This window comes from Methylocystis sp. WRRC1 (genome assembly GCF_020733155.1).
GTDB lineage: Bacteria > Pseudomonadota > Alphaproteobacteria > Rhizobiales > Beijerinckiaceae > Methylocystis.
Map to the genome: position 1 here is coordinate 2,386,743 of NZ_JAJFZJ010000001.1, position 25,257 is coordinate 2,411,999.

Annotated in this window: 21 protein-coding genes and 1 other RNA gene; 12 read left to right on the forward strand and 10 right to left on the reverse strand. The window is 65.6% G+C overall.

What is annotated here, in order from left to right; translation table 11 throughout:
• Nucleotides 1–5 precede the first annotated feature (5 nt).
• From sucD to LG047_RS11525, 6 genes are all read left to right on the forward strand, one after another.
• Complete coding sequence (gene sucD, locus LG047_RS11500) at nt 6–893, forward strand: succinate--CoA ligase subunit alpha (RefSeq protein WP_227966806.1); 888 nt, start codon at nt 6–8, stop codon at nt 891–893.
• Between the two features lie 152 nt (nt 894–1,045).
• Nucleotides 1,046–3,799 carry a phosphoenolpyruvate carboxylase gene (locus tag LG047_RS11505; RefSeq protein ID WP_227966807.1) on the forward strand — a complete coding sequence of 918 codons (2,754 nt, stop codon included), beginning with the start codon at nt 1,046–1,048 and terminating at the stop codon, nt 3,797–3,799.
• A gap of 25 nt (nt 3,800–3,824) precedes the next feature.
• Nucleotides 3,825–4,799 (forward strand): CoA ester lyase, encoded by a 975-nt coding sequence (locus LG047_RS11510; RefSeq protein WP_036284923.1) that lies wholly within the window; start codon nt 3,825–3,827, stop codon nt 4,797–4,799.
• Nucleotides 4,800–4,970: 171 nt separating this feature from the next.
• On the forward strand, nt 4,971–6,335 hold the full coding sequence (locus tag LG047_RS11515; protein WP_227966808.1) for a glycerate kinase: 1,365 nt from the start codon (nt 4,971–4,973) through the stop codon (nt 6,333–6,335).
• A 179-nt stretch (nt 6,336–6,514) separates the two neighbouring features.
• Entirely contained in the window at nt 6,515–7,366 is an 852-nt protein-coding gene (locus LG047_RS11520) for an NADPH-dependent oxidoreductase (RefSeq protein WP_227966809.1), read from the forward strand.
• The gene (locus LG047_RS11525) at nt 7,366–8,676 is read left to right on the forward strand and encodes an MFS transporter (RefSeq protein ID WP_227966810.1); all 1,311 of its coding nucleotides are present in this window, start codon (nt 7,366–7,368) and stop codon (nt 8,674–8,676) included. The genes LG047_RS11520 and LG047_RS11525 overlap by 1 nt, the downstream gene beginning before the upstream one ends.
• Here the strand turns inward: LG047_RS11525 and LG047_RS11530 are convergent.
• Nucleotides 8,651–10,462 (reverse strand): ABC-F family ATP-binding cassette domain-containing protein, encoded by a 1,812-nt coding sequence (locus LG047_RS11530; protein WP_227966811.1) that lies wholly within the window; start codon nt 10,460–10,462, stop codon nt 8,651–8,653. The two genes, LG047_RS11525 and LG047_RS11530, sit on opposite strands and share 26 nt — an antisense overlap.
• A 155-nt stretch (nt 10,463–10,617) precedes the next feature.
• On the opposite strand from LG047_RS11530, the gene LG047_RS11535 reads away from it, so the two are divergent.
• Nucleotides 10,618–11,223, forward strand: coding sequence for a class I SAM-dependent methyltransferase (locus LG047_RS11535; RefSeq protein WP_255679732.1), 606 nt, complete (start codon nt 10,618–10,620; stop codon nt 11,221–11,223).
• A gap of 1 nt (nt 11,224) precedes the next feature.
• Here the strand turns inward: LG047_RS11535 and LG047_RS11540 are convergent, their stop codons facing one another.
• A complete protein-coding gene (locus tag LG047_RS11540) occupies nt 11,225–12,838 on the reverse strand; it encodes a L,D-transpeptidase family protein (protein ID WP_227966815.1) in 1,614 nt (537 codons plus the stop codon).
• 271 nt (nt 12,839–13,109) lie between these two features.
• On the opposite strand from LG047_RS11540, the gene LG047_RS11545 reads away from it, so the two are divergent.
• Nucleotides 13,110–13,445, forward strand: a complete 336-nt coding sequence (locus LG047_RS11545) for a type II toxin-antitoxin system HicB family antitoxin (RefSeq protein WP_227966817.1) — start codon at nt 13,110–13,112, stop codon at nt 13,443–13,445.
• Between the two features lie 53 nt (nt 13,446–13,498).
• Here the strand turns inward: LG047_RS11545 and LG047_RS11550 are convergent, their stop codons facing one another.
• The 7 genes from LG047_RS11550 to LG047_RS11580 form a co-directional block, all read right to left on the reverse strand.
• On the reverse strand, nt 13,499–15,835 hold the full coding sequence (locus tag LG047_RS11550; protein WP_227966819.1) for an ATP-dependent helicase: 2,337 nt from the start codon (nt 15,833–15,835) through the stop codon (nt 13,499–13,501).
• A gap of 50 nt (nt 15,836–15,885) precedes the next feature.
• The gene (locus tag LG047_RS11555; RefSeq protein WP_370635048.1) at nt 15,886–16,152 is read right to left on the reverse strand and encodes a ribbon-helix-helix domain-containing protein; all 267 of its coding nucleotides are present in this window, start codon (nt 16,150–16,152) and stop codon (nt 15,886–15,888) included.
• Nucleotides 16,149–16,340 carry a DUF4169 family protein gene (locus LG047_RS11560; protein WP_227966821.1) on the reverse strand — a complete coding sequence of 64 codons (192 nt, stop codon included), beginning with the start codon at nt 16,338–16,340 and terminating at the stop codon, nt 16,149–16,151. The genes LG047_RS11555 and LG047_RS11560 overlap by 4 nt, the downstream gene beginning before the upstream one ends.
• Nucleotides 16,341–16,353: 13 nt before the next feature.
• Nucleotides 16,354–16,944 (reverse strand): SspB family protein, encoded by a 591-nt coding sequence (locus LG047_RS11565; protein ID WP_227966828.1) that lies wholly within the window; start codon nt 16,942–16,944, stop codon nt 16,354–16,356.
• A 117-nt stretch (nt 16,945–17,061) separates the two neighbouring features.
• Nucleotides 17,062–17,420: a transfer-messenger RNA gene (ssrA, locus tag LG047_RS11570) on the reverse strand.
• 181 nt (nt 17,421–17,601) lie between these two features.
• On the reverse strand, nt 17,602–18,207 hold the full coding sequence (gene pth / locus LG047_RS11575; protein ID WP_036284945.1) for an aminoacyl-tRNA hydrolase: 606 nt from the start codon (nt 18,205–18,207) through the stop codon (nt 17,602–17,604).
• A 64-nt stretch (nt 18,208–18,271) separates the two neighbouring features.
• Entirely contained in the window at nt 18,272–18,901 is a 630-nt protein-coding gene (locus LG047_RS11580; protein ID WP_227968482.1) for a 50S ribosomal protein L25/general stress protein Ctc, read from the reverse strand.
• Between the two features lie 262 nt (nt 18,902–19,163).
• Between LG047_RS11580 and LG047_RS11585 the strand changes: the two genes are divergently transcribed.
• The 3 genes from LG047_RS11585 (at nt 19,164) to murA (ending at nt 21,948) form a co-directional block, all read left to right on the forward strand.
• Complete coding sequence (locus LG047_RS11585) at nt 19,164–20,387, forward strand: beta-ketoacyl synthase (protein ID WP_227966830.1); 1,224 nt, start codon at nt 19,164–19,166, stop codon at nt 20,385–20,387.
• 71 nt (nt 20,388–20,458) lie between these two features.
• The gene (locus LG047_RS11590) at nt 20,459–20,653 is read left to right on the forward strand and encodes a hypothetical protein (protein ID WP_227966831.1); all 195 of its coding nucleotides are present in this window, start codon (nt 20,459–20,461) and stop codon (nt 20,651–20,653) included.
• Nucleotides 20,653–21,948, forward strand: coding sequence for a UDP-N-acetylglucosamine 1-carboxyvinyltransferase (gene murA / locus LG047_RS11595; protein ID WP_036284952.1), 1,296 nt, complete (start codon nt 20,653–20,655; stop codon nt 21,946–21,948). The genes LG047_RS11590 and murA overlap by 1 nt, the downstream gene beginning before the upstream one ends.
• A 197-nt stretch (nt 21,949–22,145) precedes the next feature.
• Here the strand turns inward: murA and LG047_RS11600 are convergent, their stop codons facing one another.
• Complete coding sequence (locus LG047_RS11600) at nt 22,146–23,363, reverse strand: LL-diaminopimelate aminotransferase (RefSeq protein ID WP_227966832.1); 1,218 nt, start codon at nt 23,361–23,363, stop codon at nt 22,146–22,148.
• A gap of 425 nt (nt 23,364–23,788) precedes the next feature.
• Between LG047_RS11600 and LG047_RS11605 the strand changes: the two genes are divergently transcribed.
• Nucleotides 23,789–25,195 carry a hypothetical protein gene (locus tag LG047_RS11605; RefSeq protein WP_227966833.1) on the forward strand — a complete coding sequence of 469 codons (1,407 nt, stop codon included), beginning with the start codon at nt 23,789–23,791 and terminating at the stop codon, nt 25,193–25,195.
• Nucleotides 25,196–25,257: the final 62 nt, after the last annotated feature.

The following is a 25,257-nucleotide window of genomic DNA, read 5'->3' on the forward strand; positions in this document are numbered from 1 at the left end:
ACATCATGAGCATTCTCATCGACGAAAAAACGCCCATCCTCATCCAGGGCATCACCGGCGACAAGGGCAGCTTCCACGCCAAAGAGATGATCGAATACGGCAGCAATGTCGTGGCCGGCGTCACTCCTGGCAAGGGCGGCAAGACCCATCACGGCGTCCCGGTCTTCAACACGGTGAAGGAAGCGGTGAAGGCGACCGGCGCGCAGGCGTCGATCACCTTCGTCGCCCCGGCCTTCTGCGCGGACGCGATCATGGAGGCGGCGGACGCGGGCATCCGCCTCATCTGCTCCATCACCGACGGCATTCCGGCGCAGGACATGATGAAGGTGAAGCGCTATTTCCTGCGCTTCCCCAAGGACCGCCGTCCGATGATGGTCGGCCCCAACTGCGCCGGCATCATCTCGCCGGGCAAGGCGATGCTCGGCATCATGCCCGGCCACATCTACGCGAAAGGCTCGGTGGGCCTCATCTCGCGCTCCGGCACGCTCGGCTATGAGGCGGCGTCGCAGCTCAAGGAATTGGGCCTCGGCATCTCGACCTCGGTCGGCATCGGCGGCGATCCGATCAACGGCTCCTCCTTCCTCGACCACCTCGTCCTCTTCGACAAGGACCCGGAGACCGAGGCCGTGCTGCTCATCGGCGAGATCGGCGGCCCGCAGGAGGCCGAGGCCTCCGCCTGGATCAAGGAGAATTTCTCCAAGCCCGTGATCGGCTTCGTCGCCGGCCTCACGGCGCCGAAGGGCCGCCGCATGGGCCACGCCGGCGCGATCATTTCCGCGACGGGCGACAGCGCGGTGGAGAAGACCGAGATCATGAAGTCCTACGGTCTGACCGTTGCGCCGAATCCGGCCGAGTTCGGCACGACCGTCGCCAAGGTTCTCAAGCGCGCCTGACGCGCCGGCTTCGCGCCAACGACTGACGGATATAGGCGGCGTAGCCGCCGCCGTCCCGAGGTTCGCCAGACCCGTCTTTCCCGCACGCGGGCGAGACGGGGGCGAACCGAACCGCCGCATCGACGATGGCGTCGCACGCGCAGGGAGTTCCCATGACCGCCGAGACACAGAAGATCAGCAGCGCCGCCCCGACAGCTCTGCCGTCCGCTTTCGCGACGCGTTCGGTCACGGAGGCGTCGGCCTTCCTGCGCGATCAGTTGCTGGCCGTCATCCATCGTCACATGCCGGAGATCGAGGCCGTCGTGCGCGACTCGAAAGCCGGGGCCGGCCTCGCGCCGAAGCAGATGGCGCGCGCGCTTCAGGCGCAAGGCATCATCTTCCAGCTCGTCTCCATCGCCGAACAGGCCTACGCCATGCGCCGGCGCCGGCGCATCGAGCGCGAAAAGGGCCACGACAAGCTCCTCGGCACCTTCGACTATGTGCTTTCCAGCGCCGCGGCCGCCGGCGTGACGCCGGAAGAGCTTCATGCGCAGCTGCAGACGCTGCGCATTCGCCCTGTCATCACCGCCCACCCGACCGAAGCCAAGCGCGTCTCGATCCTCGAAAAATACCGCCGCATCTATCTGCTGCTGCGCGAACTCGAGTCCACGCGCTGGACCGACCGCGAGCGCGAGGCGCTGGTGAAGTCGATCTACGATCAGGTCGAACTGCTGTGGCTGACGGGCGAGCTGCATCTGGAAAAGCCGACGGTCGAACATGAAGTGGCCTGGGGCCAGCACTTCTTCCAGGAGAGCATTTTCGACCTCGCGCCCGAGCTTCTCTCCTCCTTCGAGCGGGCGCTGAAGCGCCATTACCCCAACGAAACATTCGAGGTCACGCCCTTCTTCCAGTTCGGCTCCTGGATCGGCGGCGACCGCGACGGCAATCCTTTCGTCACCAATGAGGTGACGCGCCGCACGATGCGCGACAACGCCACGGCGAGCCTGAACTACTATCGCAGCCGCGTCGTCGATCTCATTCGCGCGCTCTCGATCAGCGAGCGCGCCACGACGATTCCCGACGCTTTCCGCACGGAGCTCGCTCGCCGCCTCGAGCAGCTTCCCGACGGCGCGGCGATCGCCGCGCGCAATCACAACGAGCCCTATCGCCAATACGTCACCACCGTCCTGCGCAAGATCGATCAAACGCTCCTCGCCACGAAGGACGAGCCGACGGCCGGGCCGCGTTATGGCAGCGCCGACGAATTGATCGGCGATCTCCTGCTGCTCGAAGCCGCGCTGAAGGAGATCAAGAGCGACGCGCTGGCGAATGATCTCGTCCGGCCGTTCCGCCGCGCGGTGGAGATATTCCGCTTCAGCACGGTGCGTCTCGACATCCGCCAGAATACGACCCGCACCACCCAGGCGCTGCACGAAATCTGGCGCGTGAAAACCGGAGGCGAGACGCCGCCTGAAAGGCAGTCGCCCGAGTGGCGGGAATGGCTGATCGCTGAACTCTCGGCGCCGCGCGGCGCGCCCATTCCGCGCGACAGCCTTTCGCCCGAGACGCGCGACGTGATCGAGATGTTCGAGGTTGTCGCCGACCTGCGCGCGCGGCTCGACCGTGAGGCCTTCGGCAGCTTCATTCTGTCGATGACGTCGTCGGCGTCGGATGTGATCGGCGTCTATCTGCTGGCGAAAGAGGCGGGTCTCTTCGCCGACAAGGCTGGCGTCGACCATGTGACCCTGCCGATCGTGCCGCTCTTCGAGACCATCACCGATCTGCAGGCGGCGCCCGCGATCATGCGCGACCTGCTGCAGATTCCGGTCGTGCGCCGCAGCACGCAATCGCAGGGCGATCTTCAGGAAGTGATGATCGGCTACTCCGACAGCAACAAGGACGGCGGCTTCCTTTCGTCGAACTGGGAGCTGTTCAAGGCGCAGGCGCGCCTCACCGAGGTCGGGCGCGAGATGGACATCGCGATCGCCTTCTTCCATGGCCGCGGCGGCTCGGTCTCGCGCGGCGGCGCGCCGACGGGGCACGCCATCGCCGCGCAACCCGCGGGCTCCATCCGCGGCCGCTTCCGCGTAACGGAGCAGGGCGAGGTCGTCTCCTTCAAATACGCCAACCGCGGAACGGCGGCCTATCAGATGGAGCTGCTCGCCTCGTCGGTCTTCGCCCATGCGCTGAAGTCGGAACGTGAGGAAGCGCTGGCGCCGCACGCCGAATTCGACGCGGCGCTCGACGAAATTTCGGCCGCGTCCTTCGCGTCCTACGCGAAATTCGTCGGCGATCCGGACCTTGTCGTCTATTTTCAGGCGGCGAGCCCGCTCGAGGAAATTTCGCTGCTCAACATCGGCTCGCGCCCGGCGCGCCGCTTCGGCGCAAAAAGCCTCGCCGATCTGCGCGCGATCCCGTGGGTCTTCGCATGGGCGCAGAACCGCCATTCGATCACCGGCTGGTATGGCGTCGGCTCGGGCCTGAAAGCCTTTCTCGACGCGCGCGGCGACCGCGGGCTCGAACTTCTGCGCCGCATGTTCGAACATTCACGCCTCTTCCGCCTCATTCTCGACGAGGTGGAGAAGACTCTCGCGCTCGTCGACATCTCCATCGCCCGGCAATACGCCAGCCTCGTCGAGGACGAAGCCGTGCGAGAAAAGGTCTTCAAAGCGATCGAGGACGAATATGCGCTGACCCGCGACATCGTGCTGCGCGTCACCGGCAGCGCCGAATTGTGCGACCGCTTCAAGGAATATCAGGCGCGTCTGTCGCATCGTCTGCAGACCATCAATGAAGTGAACCGCGAGCAGGTGGAATTGCTGCGCCGGTTCCGATCCGCGCAGGACGAAGCAGCGAAAGAGGAAGTGAAAGTGCCTCTGCTGATTTCGATCAGTTGCATCGCCGCTGGCCTCGGGGCCACCGGCTAATAACTCCAACAGAAGGGGAATTGTTATGAGCTTCACTTTGATCGAGCAGGCCACGCCGCGCCTGCACCGCTCCGAACTCGCCGTGCCGGGCTCGGCGCCGGGCATGTTCGAGAAGGCCGCGCAGTCGAAGGCCGACCAGATCTTCCTCGACCTCGAGGACGCCGTTGCGCCCGACGACAAGGAGCAGGCGCGCAAGAACATCATCCAGGGCCTCAACGACATCGATTGGGGCAAGAAGGTGATGACGCTGCGCATCAACGGCCTCGACACGCAGTACTGCTATCGCGACGTCGTCGACGTGCTCGAGAACTGTCCGCGTCTCGACGTGGTGCTGATTCCCAAGGTCGGCGTGCCGGCCGACGTCTACGCGATCGACATGATGATCACGCAGATCGAGCAGTACAAGAAGCGCACCAAGCGCATCGGCATCGAGATCCTGATCGAGACCGCCCTCGGCATGGCGAACGTCGAAGCCATCGCCCAGTCGTCGAAGCGCCTCGAGGCCATGTCCTTCGGCGTCGCCGACTACGCCGCGTCGACCCGCGCCCGCACCACCGTCATCGGCGGCGTGAACCCGGATTACGGCGTGTTGTCCGACAAGGACAAGGACGGCGCCCGCGAGTATTTCTGGATGGACCAGTGGCACGCGGCGCAGACGCGCATGATGGTCGCCTGCCGCGCCTACGGCCTGCGTCCGATCGACGGCCCGTTCGGCGACTTCAACGATCCGGAAGGCTACATCGCCGCCGCCAAGCGCGCCGCCGTGCTCGGTTATGAAGGCAAGTGGGCGATTCATCCGTCGCAGATCGAGCTGGCCAACCAGGTGTTCACGCCCTCCGAGGCGGAAGTCACCAAGGCCCGTCGCATTCTCGACGCGATGGCGCAGGCCGCGAAGGAAGGCAAGGGCGCTGTGTCGCTCGACGGCCGTCTCATCGACATCGCTTCGATCCGCATGGCCGAAGCGCTGATCGAAAAGGCCAACGCGATGGCCGAGGCGTAAAAACGCCTCCGCGCCTCTTCCGACCTTCCTCGCAGAAGGGGAAAATGGCCGGGGCGCCGCGCCAGCGTTTCCGCTAACGCTGATCGCCGATACTCCCTCTCCCGCGACGCGGGGGAGGTTTTTTGGGGCGGCATGCCGCAAATCCCGAAAGTTTCTCCCGGAAAGCACCCAATGTCTGACGATCCCCGCCAGCTACTCCGCGCCATGTTCGACGCCGCCGTCGGCGCCGCGCATCCTTCCGTCTGCCTGCCGCAGCATCTCGAGAAGATCACGCCGCCCAGGGGCCGCACGATCGTCATCGGCGCCGGCAAGGCGGCCGCCTCCATGGCGGCGGCGGTTGAAAAGCACTGGAAGGGCGGGCCCCTCGAAGGCCTCGTCGTCACGCGCTACGAGCATGGCGCGGAAACGAAGCAGATCGAGGTGATCGAGGCGTCGCACCCGGTCCCCGACGCCGCCGGCCGCGAGGCCGCGAAGCGCATCCTGCAGAAGGTTCAGGGCCTCACCGAGGACGATCTCGTGCTGGCGTTGATCTCCGGCGGCGGCTCGGCGCTGATGGCGCTTCCGGCCGAGGGCGTGACGCTCGAAGAAAAGCAGGCGGTCAACAAGGCGCTGCTGAAGAGCGGCGCCAATATTTCCGAGATGAATTGCGTCCGCAAGCATCTCTCGGCCATCAAGGGCGGCAAGCTCGCCGCTGCGGCCGCGCCCGCGCGCGTCGTCGCGCTGATGATTTCCGACGTGCCGAACGACGATCTTTCCGTCATCGCTTCCGGCCCAACCGTTCCCGATCCGACGACGCGCGAGGATGCGCTCGCGGTCATCAGGAAATATGGCATCAACGCGCCGGAAGCTGTGCTGACGCACCTCTCCAGCCCTGATTGCGAGACCCCCAAGCCGGGCGACGCCATCTTCAACCGCGTCGATAACATTCTCATCGCGACGCCGCAGGGCTCGCTCGACGCCGCCGCCGCAGTCGCGCGCGATGCGGGCTTCACGCCCTGCATCCTCGGCGACCTCGAAGGCGAATCGCGAGACGTGGCGCTGGTCCATGCCGGAATCGCCCGACAGATCGCGCTTCACGGCCAGCCATTCGAGCCGCCGGTCGCCATCATCTCCGGGGGCGAGACGACCGTCACGGTGCGCGGCAATGGCAAGGGCGGCCGCGACGCCGAGTTCCTTCTGGGTCTGACGCTGGCGCTCGAAGGCTTCGGCGACATTTCGGCCATCGCCTGCGACACGGACGGCATCGACGGCGTCGAGACCAACGCCGGCGCCATCATGACCCCCGACAGTTTCGCGCGCGCGCAAGCGAAGGGCGTCGACCTCAAGGCGCTTTTCGCCAATAACGACGCCTTCACGGCCTTCGAGGCGCTCGGCGATCTGGTGGTGACGGGCCCGACGCGCACCAACGTCAACGACTTCCGCGCGATCCTCGTGCCGCGCCGCGCGACGGCCGACGAGCCGCGCCCCACGGCCTCAGTCGAGAAGAGCGACGGCATCGGCGGGCAGGTCCTGCGCTGGCTCGGGCTCGGGAGATGACGATCTCCACCCTCCCCCTCTTTGGGAGGGTGGGCCGCGCGTAACGTCTATGTATTGCTGCAGCGCCGCGAGGTTCTTGGAGCGGCGCTCGCGGCTTGCTAGATTGACCGGGACATGCGCCAGGCTCTCGCGCCCGGCGCCGCTATTTACGGCCCCGCCGAGAAAATCCTGGAAGATAGATGAACAAGCCCGTCACCCCCGACACTTTCGACGCGCGCGGCGCCGCCGCCATGTTCGAGCGCTACCGCCGAGCGGATTCGCCGCGTCCGGCGATCTGGAACGACACGCTCGATCTCATTCTCGCGCATCGGTCGCACCGCAATTATCTCGATCAGCCCCTGCCGCCCGGCGCGCTGGAGACCATCGTCGCCGCCGCGCAATCGGCCTCCACCTCCTCCAATCTTCAGGTCTGGAGCGTCGTCGCGGTCGAGGACGAGGACCGCAAGATTCGTCTCGCGGACCTCGCCGGCGGGCAGAAGCACATTCGTGACTGCAAGCTTTTCCTGATCTGGCTGTGCGACCTCGCGCGCCTCGAAAATCTCGGGCGTGAGAAGGGCCGCGACGCCGCCGCGCTTCCCTATCTCGAAATCTTCATGACCGGCGTCGTCGACGCCGCGCTCGCCGCGCAGAACGCCGTCGTCGCGCTGGAGGCGCTGGGGCTCGGCTGCTGCTACATCGGCGCCATGCGCAACAAGCCCGAGGAAGTGGCGAAGGAACTGAACCTCCCGCCCAATGTCTTCGCGGTTTTCGGCATGACCGTCGGCGTCCCGGACCCTGCGGCCAACGCCGGCGTCAAGCCGCGCCTCGGTCAGGCGGCGGTGCTGCATCGCGAGCAGTATCAGTGGGGCGACGCGCAGCGCGAGGCGATCGAGACGCTCGACGCGAAGTTCAAGGATTTCCAGAGGGAGCAGGGCCTCCCCGAACAGGGCTGGATCCGTCAGGTGCTTTCGCGCGTGCGCGGAACCGACGCCATGAGCGGCCGCGACCGGCTGCGCGCGGCGCTGAACGCGCTCGGCTTCGAATTGCGCTAGTGACGGACGTCCTCGCCCGCGCGGCTCGACGAACGGCGCAGGAGATAGACGGAGAGCGGGTGGTCGCGAAAGTCGCGCGACGGCTCATCCCGATCCTCGTCACCGCATTTTTCGTCGCCTATCTCGACCGGGTGAATGTCGGCTTCGCCGCCCTCACCATGAACAAGGATCTCGCTTTCACGCCGGAATTCTTCGGCTGGGCGGCGGGCTCCTTCTTCATCGGCTATTGCCTGCTGGAGGCGCCGAGCAATTACATCCTGCACCGCGTCGGCGCGCGCGTCTGGATGGCGCGCATCATGGTGAGCTGGGGGCTGGTTTCCGCGCTCACCGCCTTCGTGTGGGACGGAACCAGTTTCGTCGTGCTGCGCGTGATGCTGGGCCTAGCGGAGGCGGGCTTTTCGCCGGGCGTCATCCTCTATCTCACCTACTGGATACCGGCGGCGCAGCGCGCGCGCATCATCGGCGCCTTTTTGCTGGCCCTTCCGCTGTCGAGCGTCGTGGGCGCTCCTCTCTCGGGACTTATCCTCTCCGGGCTGGACGGCGTCTTCGGCGTCGCCGGCTGGCGATGGCTTTTCTTCATCGAAGCGGCGCCGGCGATGCTTCTGGGCGTCGCGTGCTATTTCTATTTGCCCGACCGCCCCTCCGACGCCTCATGGCTCACGCCGCAGGAGCGCGACTGGCTGCTGGCGGAGCTCGCGCGCGAGGGCGGACCCGTCGACGAAAGCCCATGGCGCGCCCTGCGCGATCCGCGCGTGCTGACGCTCGGCGTCGCCTATTTCGGCATTGTCGTCGCGCTCTACGGGCTCGGTTTCTGGCTGCCGCAGATCATCAAGGCTTTCGGCGTCGATGTCGTCGCCGCGGGTTTCCTTACGGCCGTTCCCTTTGTTTTCGGCGCGCTCGCCATGGTTCTGTGGAGCCGAAGCTCCGACCGCAAGAACGAGCGCGTCACGCATACCGTGCTGGCGTCGCTCGTCGCGAGCCTCGGCCTGGCGGCTTCGGCCTATGCGCCGACGCCGCTCTTTTCGATGATTGCGCTCTCCGTCGCTGCCGTCGGCACGCTCGCCAGCATGCCGACATTCTGGAGCTTCGTGACGCTCGCCCTGCCGGGCGCGGGCGCCGTCGTCGGCGTCGCGGTCATCAATTCGATCGGCAATGTTTCGGGCTTCGCCGCCCCTTACCTCGTCGGCCTCATCAAGGGCGCGACCGGCGAATTCGACTATGCGCTGCTCGCGCTCGCGGTGGGGCCGCTCATGGCGGGGCCGCTCGTTTTGCTCATCGCCCGCGCTACCCTTCTATCTCCTCGCGCTTGATCTCAAGCTCCAGCCATTCTTCCTCGGCGGCGGAAAGCTCGGCTTCCACCGCTGCAAAAGCCTCGCTCGCCTTTGCGAATTTCGCGGGGTCTTTCGCATAGAGCTCCGCGTCGTCCAGCAGCGCCTGCAGTTTTGCGCGTTTCACGCGCAATTCCTCCATCTTCGCCGGCAGCGTCGTGAGCGCGTGCTGCTCCTTGAAGGAAAGTTTCGCTTTGGCCGCGGATTTCTCGCGCGGCGGCGCTTTTTCCTTCGGCGCCTCTCGCGCGGGCGTGGCGCTGGCGCGCGCGTCGACCCCCTTGCCGCGCTGGGCGACCATGTCGCTATAGCCGCCGGCGTATTCCACCCAGCGGCCCTCGCCCTCGCTCATGAGAACGCTTGTCGCGATGCGGTCGAGGAAGTCGCGATCGTGCGAGACGACGATCAGCGTGCCGGGATAGTCGGCGAGCATTTCCTCGAGCAGATCGAGCGTTTCGAGATCGAGGTCGTTCGTCGGCTCGTCGAGCACGAGGAGATTCGACGGCTTCGCCAGCGCGCGCGCCAGCATCAGCCGCCCGCGCTCGCCTCCCGAGAGCTTGCCGATGGGGGTGCGCGCCTGTTCGGGCTTGAACAGAAAGTCCTTCATGTAGCCGACGACATGGCGACGTTCGCCATTGATCTCGACGGTGTCTGACCCGCCGCCCGTCAGGGCGTCGGAGAGCGTCGTCTCGGGATTGAGGCTCGCGCGGCTCTGGTCCAGCGTCGCCATTTCGAGATTGGCGCCGAGCCTGAGCTTGCCGCTGTCGGGGGCCAGCGCGCCGGTGAGAAGGCTGACCAGCGTTGTCTTGCCCGCGCCATTCGCCCCGACGACGCCGAGACGGTCGCCACGCAACACACGGGTCGTGAAATTGTCGACGATGACCCGCTCGCCATAGGACTTGCGCAGCTTGATCGCCTCGATAACGAGCTTGCCGGAGAGCTGCGCCTCGCTCGCCTCCAGCTTCACGTCGCCCGTCGGCATCACGCGCTGGCGCCGTTCGGCGCGCATCGTGTGAAGGCCCGCGAGGCGCTTCATATTGCGCTTGCGCCGACCGGAGACGCCATGGCGCAGCCAGTGTTCTTCCGCGACGATCTTGCGATCGATCTTGTGCTGCTGCTTCTCCTCCTCTTCCAGCTCGCGGTCGCGCCAGGCCTCGAATTCGCCGAAGCCGCGCGAGAGGTGCCTTGCGCGGCCGCGGTCGATCCAGACGGTCTCGCGGGTGAGATCCTGCAGGAAGCGGCGGTCGTGGCTGATCAGCACCATCGCCGAGCGCAGGGACGCGAGCTTCTCTTCGAGCCAGAGGATCGTGGGCAGGTCGAGATGATTCGTCGGCTCGTCGAGCAGCAGAATGTCTGGCTCGGGCGCCAGCACGCGGGCGAGGGCGGCGCGGCGGGCCTCGCCGCCGGAAAGTCTCGACGGATCTTCCTCGCCCGTCAGCCCCAGTTCGAGCAACAGGGTTCTGGCGACATGGGGATCGTCGAGCGGTCCGAGCCCCGCCTCGGCGTAAGCGGCCGTCGTGGCGAAGCCCGAGAAATCCGGCTCCTGCGGCAGATAGCGCAGACTCGCGCCGGGTTGCAGGAAGCGCGTTCCGGCGTCGGCCTCGATCTCTCCGGCCGCGATTTTCAGGAGCGTCGACTTTCCGGAGCCGTTGCGCCCCACGAGGCAGACGCGCGCGCCGGGCGCGACGGAAAGGTCCGCGCCTTCGAGCAGCGGCTTGCCGCCGAGGGTGAGCATTACGCCTTGCAGCGCGAGTAGGGGCGGGGGAGCCATGGAAGCTTAGCGAACCTCTGTGTGATGTGAGATAAGCTTTTCCACGCCGCCGGCCGATTTGTCACCCCTTGCGCCGGCGATTGTTTTTGCGGAGCCGTTCAGTGTTCGTCACGCCCGAACAGATCCACGCCGGACAGGCCATTTACACGCCGCGAATGTTGCAATTCTACGATCTGCGCGTGCTCGTCCTGTCCAACCGCTGGATATGGAAATGCCCGACGGAGCGCCTCCTCGCGCATTACGACCGGCATGTGAGCGGCAATCATCTCGATGTCGGCGTCGGCTCCGGCTATTTTCTCGACCGCTGCCGCTTTCCGACGCCCGCGCCGCGCGTCGCGCTGATGGATCTGAACCCCAATTCGCTGGAATTCGCCGCGCGCCGCATCGCGCGTTACCGGCCGGAAGTCGCGGTGCGCAATGTTCTGGAGGAGATCGCGTATGACGGCGCGAAATTCGACTCGGCCGGCGTGAACTACCTGCTGCATTGCCTGCCCGGCGACATGGCGACCAAGGCGCGGGCGTTCGATTTCCTGAAGCCGCTGATGAATCCCGGCGCCGTCATTTTCGGATCGACGTTGTTGCACGAAGGGGTCGAGCGCAGCTTGGCGGCGAGGGCGCTGATGGCTCATTACAACAGGGCGGGCGTTTTCTCGAATACGCAGGACGATCCCGGAACGCTGAAGCGCGAACTTGAAAAGCGCTTCAGCGATGTTTCTATCGAGATCGTCGGCTGCGCAGCGCTGTTTTCCGGGCGGCTGTGATCTAGCCCCCCAGGCCCAGCGCCTTCCGCACCCGCGCCGAATAGCCGTAAAGGTCCGGCCGCTGCACTAGCCGTCCGCCCTCATCCACGTAAGCGGTGAAATACTGGATGTGGACAGGCAGGGGCTTCGAGAGGTTGATGTAGCGTTCGCTGGGGCCGATGAGCTTCTTCACGCGCGCCTCGGACCAGCCGCTCCCCGGCCCGAGCACCGCTCCCGCCAGCGCGAAGGGATCGTCGACGCGCATGCAGCCATGGCTGAAGGCCCGATGCGAGGCGGCGAAGAGCCCGCGCGACGGCGTGTCGTGCATATAGACGGCGAAATCATTGGGGAAGACGAATTTGATCCGGCCGAGCGCGTTCTTCTCGCCGGGCGGCTGGCGCACGACCATCTGCCCGTTGCGATAGGATACCTGATAGCCCGCGCCGACGCCGCCATGCCATTCCTTCTGGATGATCGACTGCGGCACATACCAGGAGGGGTTGACGATGATCTCCACCATTTCATCGGAGAAGATCGGCGTCGGCGTCTGCTCCTTGCCCACGATGACGCGCGTGCGATGGGTGACCATCCCGCCGCGCACCACGGCGAGCTCGAAGTCCGGAATGTTCACCTCGATGCGCTCGTCGCCGAGGTCGCGCGGCAGCCAGCGCCAGCGCTCCATATTGGCGACGATTTCCGCCTCCAGCGCCGATGTCGAGGCGCCCGCCGCACTCGCGGCGCGGCGTTTCCGGGACTTCAGCGGCGGCGGATCGGCGTCGGTCTGCAGCCCTTCTTCGGCGGAGGCGACCCGCTCCGCGCCCGCCAACCCCGCCGCGCGCTGCGAACGCAGTTCGGCGAGCTTCTCGCGCAGTTGCTGATAGCCATAGTGCGGCGGGTTGAACGCCTGCAGCGTTTCTCCGGCGCGATAGCCGGCGGCGGCCACCTCTGCCACGGCCTGAGCCGGGTCTGGCAGAGTGGTCTTGGCGCCGATGAGACGCGAGAGGCGCCCGGGCTGGATGCGCCCGCCGCGCGCCTGCAGGGCGTAAGCGGCGACGGCCTCGGACAGCGCAAGTTCATCCGCTACGTCCGGCGCGGATTTTTCGGCGGCGGGCAATTTATAGGCGCGAAGATCGAGCCCGTCGTCGCGGGCGTCCTTCAGCCGCGACAGCGCGGAGGCTGCGCCTTCGCGCCAGCCGTTGGCGTCGATCCAGAAGGGCGCGAAGCCGCGAGCGGCATAGCCGGCCGCGATGGCCGCGCGCGTGCGGCGGCGCTCAAAGTCGCGGGCGACTTCCGGCGCGCGGGTCCAGTCGTCGAGCGCGAGCGCCACCGCGCGATGCTCGTCGTCGAGAAGCTGCCAGGCGAGGTCGAGGCCATCCGGCTCCGGGCTCACGATTTGCACTCGGGCGTCGAGCACGGCGACGATCGGCGGCGCCGCCGGCGCGGCGAGGATCGGGTCGAGAGGTTCGGCGGTCGCCGCCCTGTCGAGGCCGGTCAGCGCGATCGCCGCCGGCGGCGCGAACAAGTCGGCCCGGCGAGGCGGATTTTGCTGCGCCGAGGCCGACGCCGCCGCGACAACGGCCGCAATCGCCGCCGCCGAAGCGCAGATATGCCGTGAAAACCAAGCGCAAGCCCGCATGGCCGCCCTCGCGTGAAACCGTCTCTCGGCGCGATTTCCGAATGCCGGATGAAACAGGAGATAGGCGCATCGCAGACGCAAGCAATCCGCCTCGGTTACACAAACTGTAACGCGACCCGTCTCCCATGTGAATCGGCCCGGGACGCAGTATCGGCCGGTCATGGTTGAAATTCGGTGACTGTGGCCCGCGCGCCACATGGTGAATGGCAGGAGTGTGGCGAAGGCCGGCGGCTGACGTTATGATGCCCGGACCCAGCAGAGACCGGCCCCGATGAAGCCCTATATCGTCATCGTCCACAAGGACGAGAACAGCGCCTATGGCATGACTTTCCCGGACGCGCCGGGCTGTTTCTCGGCGGCCGATGAAATCGATGACCTGTTCGCAATGGCGGGCGAGGCGCTGGAGCTTTGGGCCGAGGGCATGCGGGAGGACGGGCTGCCGATTCCAGAGCCGAGGGATTTCGAGACGTTGCGCGCCGATGCGGGGTGGGGCGGGCGTTTTGCCGACGCCGAAATCGCTATCGCAGTCGAGGCGCCCTGGGCGCCTCCACGTCAGGCGGCCGAGCGATTCAGTCCTTCGTCCAGCCCGCGCTCTGCTAAAGGCTGAGCACGGTCTTCAATTGCGGGGACAAGCTATGTATCAAACTTGACAAAGCCGCCTCACCCCGCCTGCACGAAACTCTCCAGCACCATTTTCCTTCCTGCCTTGTCGAAATCGACGGTGAGCTTGTTTCCGTCCACCGCCGCCACCGTTCCGGGGCCGAATTTCAGATGCAGCACGCGCGCGCCGGCGGTGTAGCGCCCGGCGGTCGACGCGCGCGAAATCACTTCTCCATCGATGGTCAGCGGCTGTTTCGCGCGGGAGGGCCGCGTCTCCCGCGCGGGTTCGCTCCGGGCGGATGTCGCACCCGCCTTTGCGCGTTTCCAGCCGGGCGTCGAATAATCCGAGCCATAGACGTCGAGATTGGCGAAGCGCGAGACGCCATAGGAGCCATATTGCGAGCCGCCCGGCGCCTCGACCACCTCGACGTGATCCGGGGGAAGGTTGTCCACGAAGCGCGACGGCACGGTCGGCTGCCACAGGCCGCGAATGCGGCGGTTGCTCGCGAAGAAAATTTTCGCGCGACGCTTGGCGCGCGTGATGCCGACATAGGCGAGTCGGCGCTCTTCCTCGAGCCCGGCGCGGCCCTGTTCGTCGAGCGAGCGCTGATGCGGAAAGAGCCCTTCCTCCCAGCCGGGGAGATAAACGGTCTCGAACTCAAGCCCCTTCGCTGCGTGGAGCGTCATGATCGAAACGCGCTCCTGCTCCTTCGCTTCGTCGGCCTCCATCACGAGCGAGACATGTTCGAGGAAGGCGGCGAGGTCGGGGAACTCCTCCATCGCGCGCACCAGCTCTTTCAGGTTTTCGAGACGGCCGGCGGCCTCGGGCGTCTTGTCCTGCCTCCACATTTCCGTGTAGCCGGATTCGTCGAGCACCATTTCGGCGAGTTCGTGCTGCGGCTTCACGTCGATGAGTTCGCGCCAGCGGTCGAAATCGCAGATCAGCGCGCGCAGCGCGCCGCGCGGCTTCGGCTTCAGCTCCTCGGTTTCGACGAGGACGCGCGCCGCCTGCATCAGCGGGATGCGTTCGCGCCGCCCATATTCATGCAGCATCTGAACCGTCGCGTCGCCGAGGCCGCGCTTGGGCGTATTGACGATGCGCTCGAAGGCGAGATCGTCGGAGGGCTGCGCGACGCAGCGCAGATAGGCGAGCGCGTCCCTGATCTCCATGCGCTCATAGAAGCGCGGGCCGCCGATGATGCGATAGGGCAGGCCGATCTCGACGAAGCGCTCCTCGAATTCGCGCATCTGGAAGGACGCGCGCACGAGGATGGCGATTTCTTCGAGCGAATGGCTTTTTCGGTGGAGCTGCTCGATGTCTTCTCCGATGACGCGCGCTTCCTCCTGACTGTCCCAGACGCCGGTGAGCGTCACCTTGTCGCCCGCGGCGCCGTCGGTGAAGAGCGTCTTGCCGAGACGGTCCTCGTTATGCGCGATGAGATGCGAGGCGGCGGCGAGGATGTGGCCGGTCGAGCGGTAATTGCGTTCGAGCCGGATGATCCTCGCGCCGGGAAAATCCTGTTCGAAGCGCAGGATGTTTTCGACTTCCGCGCCGCGCCAGCCATAGACGCTCTGGTCGTCGTCGCCCACGCAACACACGTTGCGCCGCCCCTGCGAAATCAGCCGCAGCCACAGATATTGTGCGACATTCGTGTCCTGATATTCGTCGACGAGGATATATTTGAAGCGCTTTTGATATTCCGCGAGAACGTCCGGATTTTCGCGAAAGAGCCGCAGTGACTCGAGCAGCAGATCGCCGAAGTCGACGGCGTTGAGTATCTTGAGCCGCTCCTGATAGAGCGCGTAAAGCGCGGCGCCCTTGCCGTTCGCAAAACTCTCGGCGTCGCCCGCGGGAACCTGCGCGGGCGTCAGGCCGCGGTTCTTCCAGCCGTCGATGCGCATGGCGAGGGCGCGGGCGGGCCAGCGTTTGTCGTCGATGTTCTCGGCCTGCAGAACCTGTTTTAGCAGACGTATCTGGTCGTCGGTGTCGAGAATGGTGAAATTGGGCTTCAGGCCCACGAGTTCGGCGTGGCGGCGAATGATTTTGGCGCTGATGGCGTGGAAGGTGCCGAGCCATTGCATGGCCTGCGCGCCTTCGCCGACCAGCGCCTCGACGCGCTCGCGCATTTCGCGCGCCGCCTTGTTGGTGAAGGTGACGGCGATGATTTCATAGGCGCGCGCCTTGCCGAGCTGCAGGATATGGGCGATGCGCGTCGTGAGCGCGCGCGTCTTGCCCGTGCCGGCGCCCGCGAGCACCAGAACCGGCCCGTCGAGCGTCTCGACCGCGGCCCGCTGCTCGGGGTTCAGCCCCTCGAGATAGCGCGGCCCTTGCGCCAGAGCGGCGGCGCGGGCGGCGAGCCCGCCGGGCTCGGGCGCGTAATCGTCGAAATCGGTCAACAGGCTGCTCCTCGTGATTCATCGCAGCATACAGAAGAACGGAAGGGGAATCACTGTCCCGGGAGGCGGCGCTGATCTTCGTCGCCGCGCCCTATCGCCCGCTCCAGCACGAACACCCTGAGCGCCGAGGACAGATTGGCCTCTCCGCGCCCCGCGTCCACCTGCGCCACGAGCGCCGCGAGCGAGAGCCCGTCCCGCGCCGCGATGTCCTTCAGCGCGCGCCAGAAGGCGTCCTCCAGCGAGACGCTCGTGCTGTGGCCTGCGATGACGACGGAGCGTTTTATCACGCGCATGGACGGCGCGGGCGCGTCCTTCACGCCTGGTCGTCCGGCGTCTCGCGCCTGTGCGCCTCCAGCCGCGCGGCTTCGAGGTCTTTTTGCGCCGCGGTCAGCTCACGCTCTGCCTTCGTTCGGCCGAAGGCGATGCGATTTTCCTGGGCCTTGTCCTCGCGAAACCGTCGGTCGCGGTCCTTGCGCGCGCGGCGCAGATTGACGATTTCGCCCATCAGGCCCGACCCGTCAGGTCTTCTTGCGGAAGGCGTCGATCGAGATGACCTTGGCGTCGCTCTCGCCCGCCTCTTCGGCTTCCGCCGGCGCCTCTTCCTTCTTCGTCTTTTCAGGCTGCGCCTTTGCAGCAGCCGGTTTGGCGGCCGCGGGCGCTTCCGACGCCGGATGATGCGCGGTCACGAGGCTGGGGCGCATGGGCGCAGCCTCTTCCTCTTCCTCTTCTTCTTCCTCCTCTTCCTCCGGTTCTGCGCCCTCGAAGCGCAGGCCGAATTCGACAGAAGGATCGAAGAAGCCCGTCACGGCGGCGAAGGGGATGTAAAGATGCTCGGGGATGGAGCGGAAGGACAGGGTGACGCCGAAACCCTCGTCGTCGACCTCGAGATTGGAATACTGGTGCTGCAGGATGATCGTCAGCTCATGCGGCCATTGCTCGGCGAGACGGCGGGAAATCCTGACGTCCGGCGCATCGGTGCGGAAGCTGATCGTGAAGTGATGGTCGCCCGGCAGATAACCGCTTTCCGCAACGTCGGAAAGGACCTTGCGCATGACGCCGCGCATGGCGGCCTGAACGAGGAGGTCGTAGCGAATGAGATCCTGGGCCATTGCGTCGCGCCAAACTGCCGTTGTTCCAGCATGACATGTCCGGCGAACCGGCTCCCCGTGGGGGATCACGCCATTAGCCGCGCTTTGCCAAAACGACGGCGCCCGCGCGAGAAATAGAGTGGAGGCTTCTGTTGCCAGGCGCCTCCGGGCCCCGCCTAGAAGTGCAAACCCCTAGGGCTTTGATCCCAGTTTGGGCGCTGCATTACGCAGCGACGGCCACCGGAGCATAGTTGTCGTTGGCAACTATAAGGTTTGACCCGATAACGGCGGTATCATGCCGAGCGAAAAATCACCCTTTACGCCCTCGTCAATCCTGTTTCGCCCCCGCCGGAGCCCGCCCTTGGGACGGGCTCGGGTGGAGGCGCCGGGTACCGCCCCCGGGTCCGATTGGTTTATTGCGGTGTTCGTTTATCGCCATAGCCGGCCCGAGAGCCGGCAAAGCGAATATAGGCGGTCGCGTGGTTTTGGAAAAGGGGCGCGCGACCGCGAACTTGGTTTTGCGCCGATAAAGAAAACGCCGCCGGAGCGGCGGGCGTTTCCCGGGCTCCCTCGCAAGGCGGTCCGCTTATCCTTGACCGCGCCGGGAGGTCCGTTGAGAGAGTTTTTGTCGCCGCGGTCGCCGCCGACGGGCGCGCATATCGTCCATTCGGCCGCGAATCACGCCTCGCCGACGCGCTTCACCGCGCCGAAGCCTTTCGCTTCGAGCGCAAGATGCAGCCTGTTCTGCAGCCCGGCGTCGTCGCCCTTCACGATGAGATCGGCGTTGTCGGCGATGGCGTCGCAAAGCGCCTCGACCCATGGCTCCTCGCTCCGGCCGAAGTCGTTCAGCACATAGGAATGCACCAGCGATTTGTCGCCCGGATGGCCGATGCCCATCCGCACGCGCTTGTAATCATTGCCGACATGGGCGGTGATCGAGCGCAGCCCGTTATGGCCTGCGACGCCGCCGCCGGTCTTTACGCGGCATTTGGCGGGGGCGAGATCGAGCTCGTCATGGAAGACGACGATTTCGCCCACGCCGATCTTGTGAAAACGCGCGGCTTCTCCCACCGAGCGGCCGCTTTCGTTCATGTAGGTTTGCGGTTCGAGCAGCATCACGCGCTCGCCCGCGATCGTTCCCTCGCGGGAAAGGCCCTGGAAGCGGGCGCGGGCGGCCGGAAAGCCATGTCGGCGGGCGATGGCTTCAATGGCCATGAAGCCGATGTTGTGGCGGTTTCTGGCGTAGGCGCGGCCGGGATTGCCGAGCCCGACGAAGAGCAGCATGGAAGGCCCCGAAAGAAAATGGCCGGGAAGGTCCCGGCCATTAACACAGGAAGCGGCGTCGCGCTTACTTCTTTCCGCCCTTGGCCGGAGCGGCCGCAGCCGCCGCGGCGGCGGGCTCCTCGGCGCCGCCGGCCGGCGGGGCGAGGCTCGCCACGGTGAAGTTCTTGTCCGGATTGGTGGGCTTGCAGCCCTCCGGCAGCGGAATCGCTGAAATATGCAGCGAATCATTGAAGTCCATGCCGGCGAGGTCGGCGGTGATCGCCTCCGGAATGTTGTCGGCCGGCACCCACATCTCCACCGTGTGGTAGACGATGTTGAGCGAACCGCCGCGCTTGATGCCGGGCGCGGCGTCCTGATTGATGAAATGCACCGGCACATTCACCTTGAGGCGCGAACCGGGCTTCAGGCGCAGGAAGTCGACGTGCAGCGGGAAGTCCTTGACGACGTCGAGCTGATAGTCGCGCGGAATGGCGCGCTCCTTCTTGCCGTCGATGTCGAGTTCGAAGATCGTCGTGAGGAAGTGGCCCGCGAAGATCAGCTGGGACGTGATCTTCTTGTCGAGCGAAATCGGCAGGGGCGCTTCGCCGCCGCCATAGAGTACTGCTGGAATACGGCCCTCACGGCGAACGCTGCGGGCGGCCCCCTTGCCGGTCCCGCTGCGCACCGTGGCCGCGAGCGTCTTCATCTCGGCCATGTCGGTGTCCTTTGCAAAAAGAAAAAGCGCGCCCATCGCCTCCAGGGGTGTCGGAAACACGGCGCGCAGCCGCAGCTTATAGGGGAGGGCGGCGGGCGAGGCAAGGCGGGCCGCATTTCACAGCCAGCGCGCATGTCATTATAATATCAACGCCCGCCAAGGTTGCGTATAAGCCCTTAAAGAACAAGCCATGGGCCGCGTCGCCGGCGAATCAGCCGCCGCGCGCATGTTGCGCAAAATTCGTCACAGGAGAGTGAGCCGTATGACGCCGCCAGCCAATATTTCGCGCCGCAGGATCGTCGTCACCGGCATGGGGGCCGTTTCGGCCGCCGGCGTCGGCGCGCAGGCGCTGTGGGCGGCGGCGCGCGACGGCGTCTCCTGCATCAGGCCGCTCAAGCTCGCGCGCCCCTATCCGGGCCGCATCAAGATCGCCGCGCAGGTGCCGGATTTCGATCCGGCGGCCCATATCGAGCCGGAGATTCTCCCCTATTGCGATCCGTTCACCCAGTTCTCCATCGTCGCCGCCGACGAGGCGCTGGCGCAGGCGGGCTTTGCGCGCAAGGAGGCCGGGGGGCCGCGCACGGCGGTCGTCATCGGCACCGGCATCGGCGGCGCCAAGACGATCGACGACACATCCTATGTCGAATACGCCGAAGGGGGCCGTCCCGACACGCTCGCCGTGCCGCGCCTCATCCCCAGCGCCGCGCCCACGACGCTCGGAATGCGTTACGGCGCCAAGGGGCCGACATTCGCGCTGGCGTCGGCCTGCTCCTCCGCCACGCAGGCGATCGGCGAGGCCTTCGAGATGCTGCGCGCCGGCCGCGCCGACCGCGCCATCGCCGGCGGATCGGAAGCCTGCGTCATCAACGGCTCGATCCGCGCCTGGGAGGCGCTGCGCGTGCTGACGCCCGACCTCTGCCGGCCCTTCTCCACGAAGCGCAACGGCATGACGCTCGGCGAGGGGGCCGCGGTGTTCATCCTCGAAACGCTGGAGTCGGCGGTCTCGCGCGGCGCGACGCCGCTTTGCGAACTCGCCGGCTATGGCACGACGAGCGACGCCTTCGATCCGCTGCGCGCGGACGTCGAGGGTCCGGCGCGGTGCATGCGACTGGCGCTCGAGAGCGCCGGGCTGGAGCCCGGGGACGTCGATTATCTCAACGCCCACGGGACGGCGACCTACGCCAACGACATCACCGAATCCGAGGCGATGCGCGCGGTCTTCGGCGACCGTCCGCCGCCCGTGTCCTCGACCAAACCCATCCACGGCCATGCGCTCGGAGCGAGCGGCGGGCTGGAGCTCTCGGTCGTCATCAACGCGCTGCGCGAGCAGATCGCCCCGCCGACGATCAATTTCATCGAGCCCGACCCGAAATGCCAGGTGGACGCCATCCCCAACCAGGCCCGCAAGATGCCGATCCGCGTCGCGTTGTCGAACTCCTTCGCCTTCGGCGGCATCAACGCAACGCTGGTGGTGAAGGCGCTCTGACCGGGCCTGCTTGCCACTCCCGCCCCAAAGGCCTAGGAAAACCCGCGATTTCCCGCAGGATCGACGACACGATGACGGAAGAGGGCAAGGAAACCGCCCCCGCCGCCCCAAAAGGGGCCGAATCGGGCGGGAAGTCTGGCGGCAATGCCGCAGGCAAAAAGAACGCCGCAGCGCTTTCGGCTGCTCTGCGCGCCAATCTGGCCAGGCGCAAGGCGCGCGACAGGGCGTTGAAGTCCGCAGGCGAAAAAAGCGACAGCGAGGGGTGATGGACAAGATCAAAATCGTCGGCGGCTCGACGCTCAACGGCGTCATCCCGATCTCCGGCGCCAAGAACGCCGCCCTGCCGCTGATGATCGCGTCGCTGCTCACGAAAGAGACGCTGACGCTCGAAAACATGCCCCTGCTCGCCGACGTGACGCAGCTGGAGCGCATTCTCGGCAATCACGGCGTCGACTTCACCATTTCCGGCAAGCGCGCGGGCGATACGGAGAACTCCGGCCGCACGGTGCATTTCACCGCGCGCGAGATCGTCGACACGACGGCGCCCTATGAGCTTGTGTCGCGCATGCGCGCGAGCTTCTGGGTCTTCGCGCCGCTCCTCGCCCGCATGGGCGAATGCCGCGTGTCGCTGCCCGGCGGCTGCGCCATCGGCACGCGGCCCGTCGACCTGCTGATCATGGCGCTTGAGAAACTCGGCGCGCATATCGAGATCGAGAACGGCTATGTCGTCGCCACGGCGAAGGACGGCCTCGTCGGCGCCGAGATCGAATTCCCGAAAGTGACCGTCGGCGGCACCCATACGGCGCTGATGGGCGCCTCGCTCGCGCGCGGAACCACCGTGCTGCGCAACGCCGCCCGGGAGCCGGAGATCGTCGATCTCGCCGATTGCCTCGTGAAGATGGGCGCGCGCATTTCCGGCGCGGGCAGTTCGACGATCGAGATCGAGGGCGTGAGTTCGCTCCATGGCGCGCGTCACGCCGTTCTGCCGGACCGGATCGAGGCCGGCACCTACGCCATGGCGGTCGCGATGACCGGCGGCGACGTGCTGCTCGCCGGCGCGCGCGCGGATTTGCTGCAGGCGGCGCTCGACGCGCTCGTCGAAGCGGGCGCGAAGGTGAGCGAAACCAACGAGGGCCTGCGCGTGTCGCGCAATGGCTCGGGAATCATGCCGGTCAACGTCGAGACTGCGCCTTTCCCCGCCTTCCCGACCGACCTTCAGGCGCAGTTCATGGCGCTGATGACGCGCGCGCAAGGCGTGTCCCGAATCACCGAGACGATCTTCGAGAACCGCTTCATGCATGTGCAGGAGCTGGCGCGCCTCGGCGCGCATATCCGGCTCGAGGGCGATACGGCGATCGTGACCGGCGCCGATCATCTCGACGGCGCGCCGGTTATGGCGACCGACCTTCGCGCCTCGGTGTCGCTCGTCATCGCGGCGCTCGCCGCGCGCGGCGAGACGACGATCAACCGCGTCTATCATCTCGACCGCGGCTTCGAGCGGCTGGAGAAGAAGCTGTCCGGCTGCGGCGCGCAGATCGAGCGCATCAGCGGGCACGGGTAAGGCGTCTGAAAATCGGGCGGCCGTCGAGCCGCCTCCACCCTTGTTAAACCTGCTCCAGGGCGGCCTCGTCCTTCGAGACGCGAGCTTCGCTCGCTCCTCAGGATGAGGCCTAATCGTTGGCGCATAAAAAGAAGCCCCTCATGCTGAGGAGCCTGCGCAGCAGGCGTCTCGAAGCACGAGGGGCGTCAGAGCCCCTTTCACCCCCGCGCCGCGAGCGGCACGACATTGTGCAGCTGTCCGTCCGCCGCATCGAAGAAGCGGCGCAGATTGCGGGCGGCCTGGCGGATGCGCTGCTCGTTCTCGACGAGCGCGAGGCGAACAAAGCCTTCGCCATGTTCGCCGAAGCCCTCGCCCGGAGCCACGGCGACGTCGGCCTTCTCGATGAGAAGCTTCGAGAATTCGAGCGTGGACATGTTGCGGAAACGTTCGGGCGCGGGCGCCCAGGCGAACATGGAGGCGCGCGGCGCAGGGATCGGCCAGCCGGCCTGCGCGAAACTCTCCACCATCACGTCCCGGCGCTTCTTGTAGATCGCGCGCATCTCCTTGACGCAATCGTCCGGCCCGTTGAGGGCGGTCGCGGCGGCGACCTGAATGGGCGTGAAGGCGCCATAGTCCAGATAGCTCTTCACGCGCGCCAGCGCCGCGCAGAGGCGCTCATTGCCGACCGCGAAGCCCATGCGCCAGCCCGCCATGGAGAAGGTCTTCGACATGGAGGTGAACTCCACCGTCACATCCATCGCGCCCGGCACCTGCAGGACCGAGGGCGGCGGGTTGTCGTCGAAGAAGACTTCGGCATAGGCGAGGTCGGAAAGGATGAAGATGTCGTGCTTCTTCGCGAAAGCGACGAGGTCCTTGTAAAAATCGAGCGAGGCTACTTCCGCCGTCGGATTGGACGGATAGCAGACGATGACCGCGATGGGTTTTGGAATCGAATGGATCATCGCCCGCTCCAGCGCGGAAAAATATTCCGGCGTCGGCGCGGAGGGGACGGAGCGGATGACGCCGCCCGCCATCAGGAAGCCGAAGGCGTGGATCGGGTATGACGGGTTCGGCACCAGCACTACGTCGCCCGGCGCCGTGATCGCCTGCGCCATATTGGCGAAGCCCTCCTTGGACCCGAGCGTCGCGACGATCTGCGTCTCGGGGTCGAGCCTCACGCCGAAGCGGCGCGCATAATAATTCGCCTGCGCGCGCCGCAGGCCGGCGATGCCCTTGCTGGCCGAATAGCGGTCGGTGCGCGGCTTGCCGGCGGTCTCGACGAGTTTGTCGACGACATGTTTGGGCGCGGGCAGGTCCGGATTTCCCATGCCGAGGTCGATGATGTCGGCGCCGCCCGCACGGGCGCGGGCCTTCAGGCGGTTCACCTGTTCGAAGACATAAGGGGGCAGGCGCTTGATGCGATAGAAATCCGACATTCTGTCTTTGTTCCGGGAATGGCCGCGCGAAGTGAGGAGTCTAGCCGATTTTGGCGGGGCGGGGGAGGGGTCGGGGCGACAAGGGGGCAATTTCAAATCCCGGCTCTTGGCAGGGTCCCGGCACGAACGGGTCCTCGACCGATCGCGTCCCCCGCCGCCGCGCCCCCGCTTGACGCATATTCGAGTCGGATTCATAGGGTTGGGTCGCGAAGGCGCGAATTTCCGGTGACGGCGCCGATTCAGGGCGCGAGGGCTCGCCATGGCGTCCAAGCGCGACGCGCCGTCGGGCCGGGTGTTCCGGCTTGCTGGCAGATTGAAATTGGGCCATGCACGGGGCGCAGCCAGGGGCGTTTGGCTAATTTCGAATTAACGCCCACAGCGACGATCTTCTGATTCGTAATGCGTCTCTCATCCGGAGACTTCGAATGAAAAAGCTCTCGAGAAACGAACTTCTTGAAGCTGCGCGGAAATTACGCGCCGCCGCAGAGGGAAAATTTGTCCTGCCAGAAACCTGCGGCTTCGGAAACGATGCCTGCGCTGAAGCGAAGCACGACTATTTTTTCCCGGTCGCCGACCGATATGTTCGTTTCATGCTCGAAGTCGAGCCAGACCCGGTATCTGCTTGCCCTGCCGCTCTCAGAAGGCTTCCACTCAAATTCAAAGGCGAGGTGGTTACGTTAAACACGAGCGCCTCCTCCCGGTTACTGGACGCTTCGGAGCTGAATATTCTGATATTGGCTTTCTTGCTCGGCGTAAATTTGCCGATGCAATTGAGCGACGACTCCAAAGGCAAGGGCAAGAAACTTCTGATCGGCATGGCGCCCACGCTCACCCTCGATTGCGGCGTAGTGTCGACTGATCCTTGCGATCCGGGCGGGAAGGGCAAGCATCATCAAATCGTGACCCGACTTTATGAGCTGTCGAAAGAATTCTTTGATAGCGAGGCCGAGGGGCTCGAGTTTTGGGCGTTCCGTGTCGTGAAGTCTTTGGGAAACAGGCCGGGCATCGCAGTTGAAGGCTTTGCAAGCGACAGTGTCGAACGGGGCGGCCCGGCAGCGTCTGAAGAATCGGAGTCGCGGCTGCCTGCCATGACTGCATCCCGCCATTTGAGATTTGCGGAGATCGACGGTCAAAAATTTCAGCGGGCAGGGGCGCTGATAGAAGTTCCGTGCATTGATGGGGAAAAAATGTCGACAGCAGTCACGCGTCGCATTCCCGAGCGGAAATCGATGAACGCTTTTGCCGTGGCGGCGGCTGTTTTTGCAGCAATTGCGCTCATCGCAGCGCAAACATTCAACAGGCCGTTTTCGGGATCCTCGCCGCAGATGGCGTCAGTCGAGCAACTTTCTCCAGCGCGTGCTGCTTCATCAGCAACGAATAAAGCTTCAGGAAACGGGAAAGCTTCGAACATCGGCCAGCAAATTGGAGCGGATGAAATGGCCGCGTCCAATTTTTCCGCGAAGTCCGTTGCGCCGGATGGGGATGGCGCCGGTAATTCGTCGGCGCGCGCAGGCGACGTCACTGAACATGCAAACAAGGATGGCGCGGAGGCGAAATTTTCAGCCAATAACCTCGCTTCACCGAGCTCGTCCGCTGGAGCCGCATCCGGCGAGTCGCGTGGAGGCGATGAAAATCCGGGCGCTGGACCATCGGAAAAAGGAAAAAGGCCTCTGGCTCACGCCGCTCGCCCCAAATCCGTCGCGGTCTCCAAAAGAAAGCGACAGAATGATTCGCTCAGCGTCATCGGCCGCACCGTCGACGGCTTTGCAAAACAATTTACGAAAGACCTGCGGCGCCTTCCGGGGCAAATATCCTCCATCTTCAATCATTGATTGATTGAGCCCGCGAGAAACGCGCCGACAGTTTGTTGATGAGGCCCGCCGAGCGCTTTGGC

Excerpts from the sequence above, each read along its gene's own strand:
- LG047_RS11600 (WP_227966832.1), bottom strand. The coding sequence starts at position 23,363 with ATGTCGGATTTCTATCGCATCAAGCGCCTGCCCCCTTATGTCTTCGAA.
- LG047_RS11530 (WP_227966811.1), bottom strand. The coding sequence starts at position 10,462 with ATGGCTCCCCCGCCCCTACTCGCGCTGCAAGGCGTAATGCTCACCCTC.
- LG047_RS11505 (WP_227966807.1), top strand. The coding sequence starts at position 1,046 with ATGACCGCCGAGACACAGAAGATCAGCAGCGCCGCCCCGACAGCTCTG.
- LG047_RS11605 (WP_227966833.1), top strand. The coding sequence starts at position 23,789 with ATGAAAAAGCTCTCGAGAAACGAACTTCTTGAAGCTGCGCGGAAATTA.
- LG047_RS11540 (WP_227966815.1), bottom strand. The coding sequence starts at position 12,838 with ATGCGGGCTTGCGCTTGGTTTTCACGGCATATCTGCGCTTCGGCGGCG.
- LG047_RS11565 (WP_227966828.1), bottom strand. The coding sequence starts at position 16,944 with ATGGCCCAGGATCTCATTCGCTACGACCTCCTCGTTCAGGCCGCCATG.
- LG047_RS11585 (WP_227966830.1), top strand. The coding sequence starts at position 19,164 with ATGACGCCGCCAGCCAATATTTCGCGCCGCAGGATCGTCGTCACCGGC.
- sucD (WP_227966806.1), top strand. The coding sequence starts at position 6 with ATGAGCATTCTCATCGACGAAAAAACGCCCATCCTCATCCAGGGCATC.
- LG047_RS11590 (WP_227966831.1), top strand. The coding sequence starts at position 20,459 with ATGACGGAAGAGGGCAAGGAAACCGCCCCCGCCGCCCCAAAAGGGGCC.
- LG047_RS11535 (WP_255679732.1), top strand. The coding sequence starts at position 10,618 with ATGTTGCAATTCTACGATCTGCGCGTGCTCGTCCTGTCCAACCGCTGG.
- murA (WP_036284952.1), top strand. The coding sequence starts at position 20,653 with ATGGACAAGATCAAAATCGTCGGCGGCTCGACGCTCAACGGCGTCATC.
- LG047_RS11545 (WP_227966817.1), top strand. The coding sequence starts at position 13,110 with ATGAAGCCCTATATCGTCATCGTCCACAAGGACGAGAACAGCGCCTAT.
- LG047_RS11580 (WP_227968482.1), bottom strand. The coding sequence starts at position 18,901 with ATGGCCGAGATGAAGACGCTCGCGGCCACGGTGCGCAGCGGGACCGGC.
- LG047_RS11510 (WP_036284923.1), top strand. The coding sequence starts at position 3,825 with ATGAGCTTCACTTTGATCGAGCAGGCCACGCCGCGCCTGCACCGCTCC.
- LG047_RS11515 (WP_227966808.1), top strand. The coding sequence starts at position 4,971 with ATGTCTGACGATCCCCGCCAGCTACTCCGCGCCATGTTCGACGCCGCC.
- LG047_RS11520 (WP_227966809.1), top strand. The coding sequence starts at position 6,515 with ATGAACAAGCCCGTCACCCCCGACACTTTCGACGCGCGCGGCGCCGCC.
- LG047_RS11560 (WP_227966821.1), bottom strand. The coding sequence starts at position 16,340 with ATGGGCGAAATCGTCAATCTGCGCCGCGCGCGCAAGGACCGCGACCGA.
- pth (WP_036284945.1), bottom strand. The coding sequence starts at position 18,207 with ATGCTGCTCTTCGTCGGGCTCGGCAATCCCGGCCGCGCCTACGCCAGA.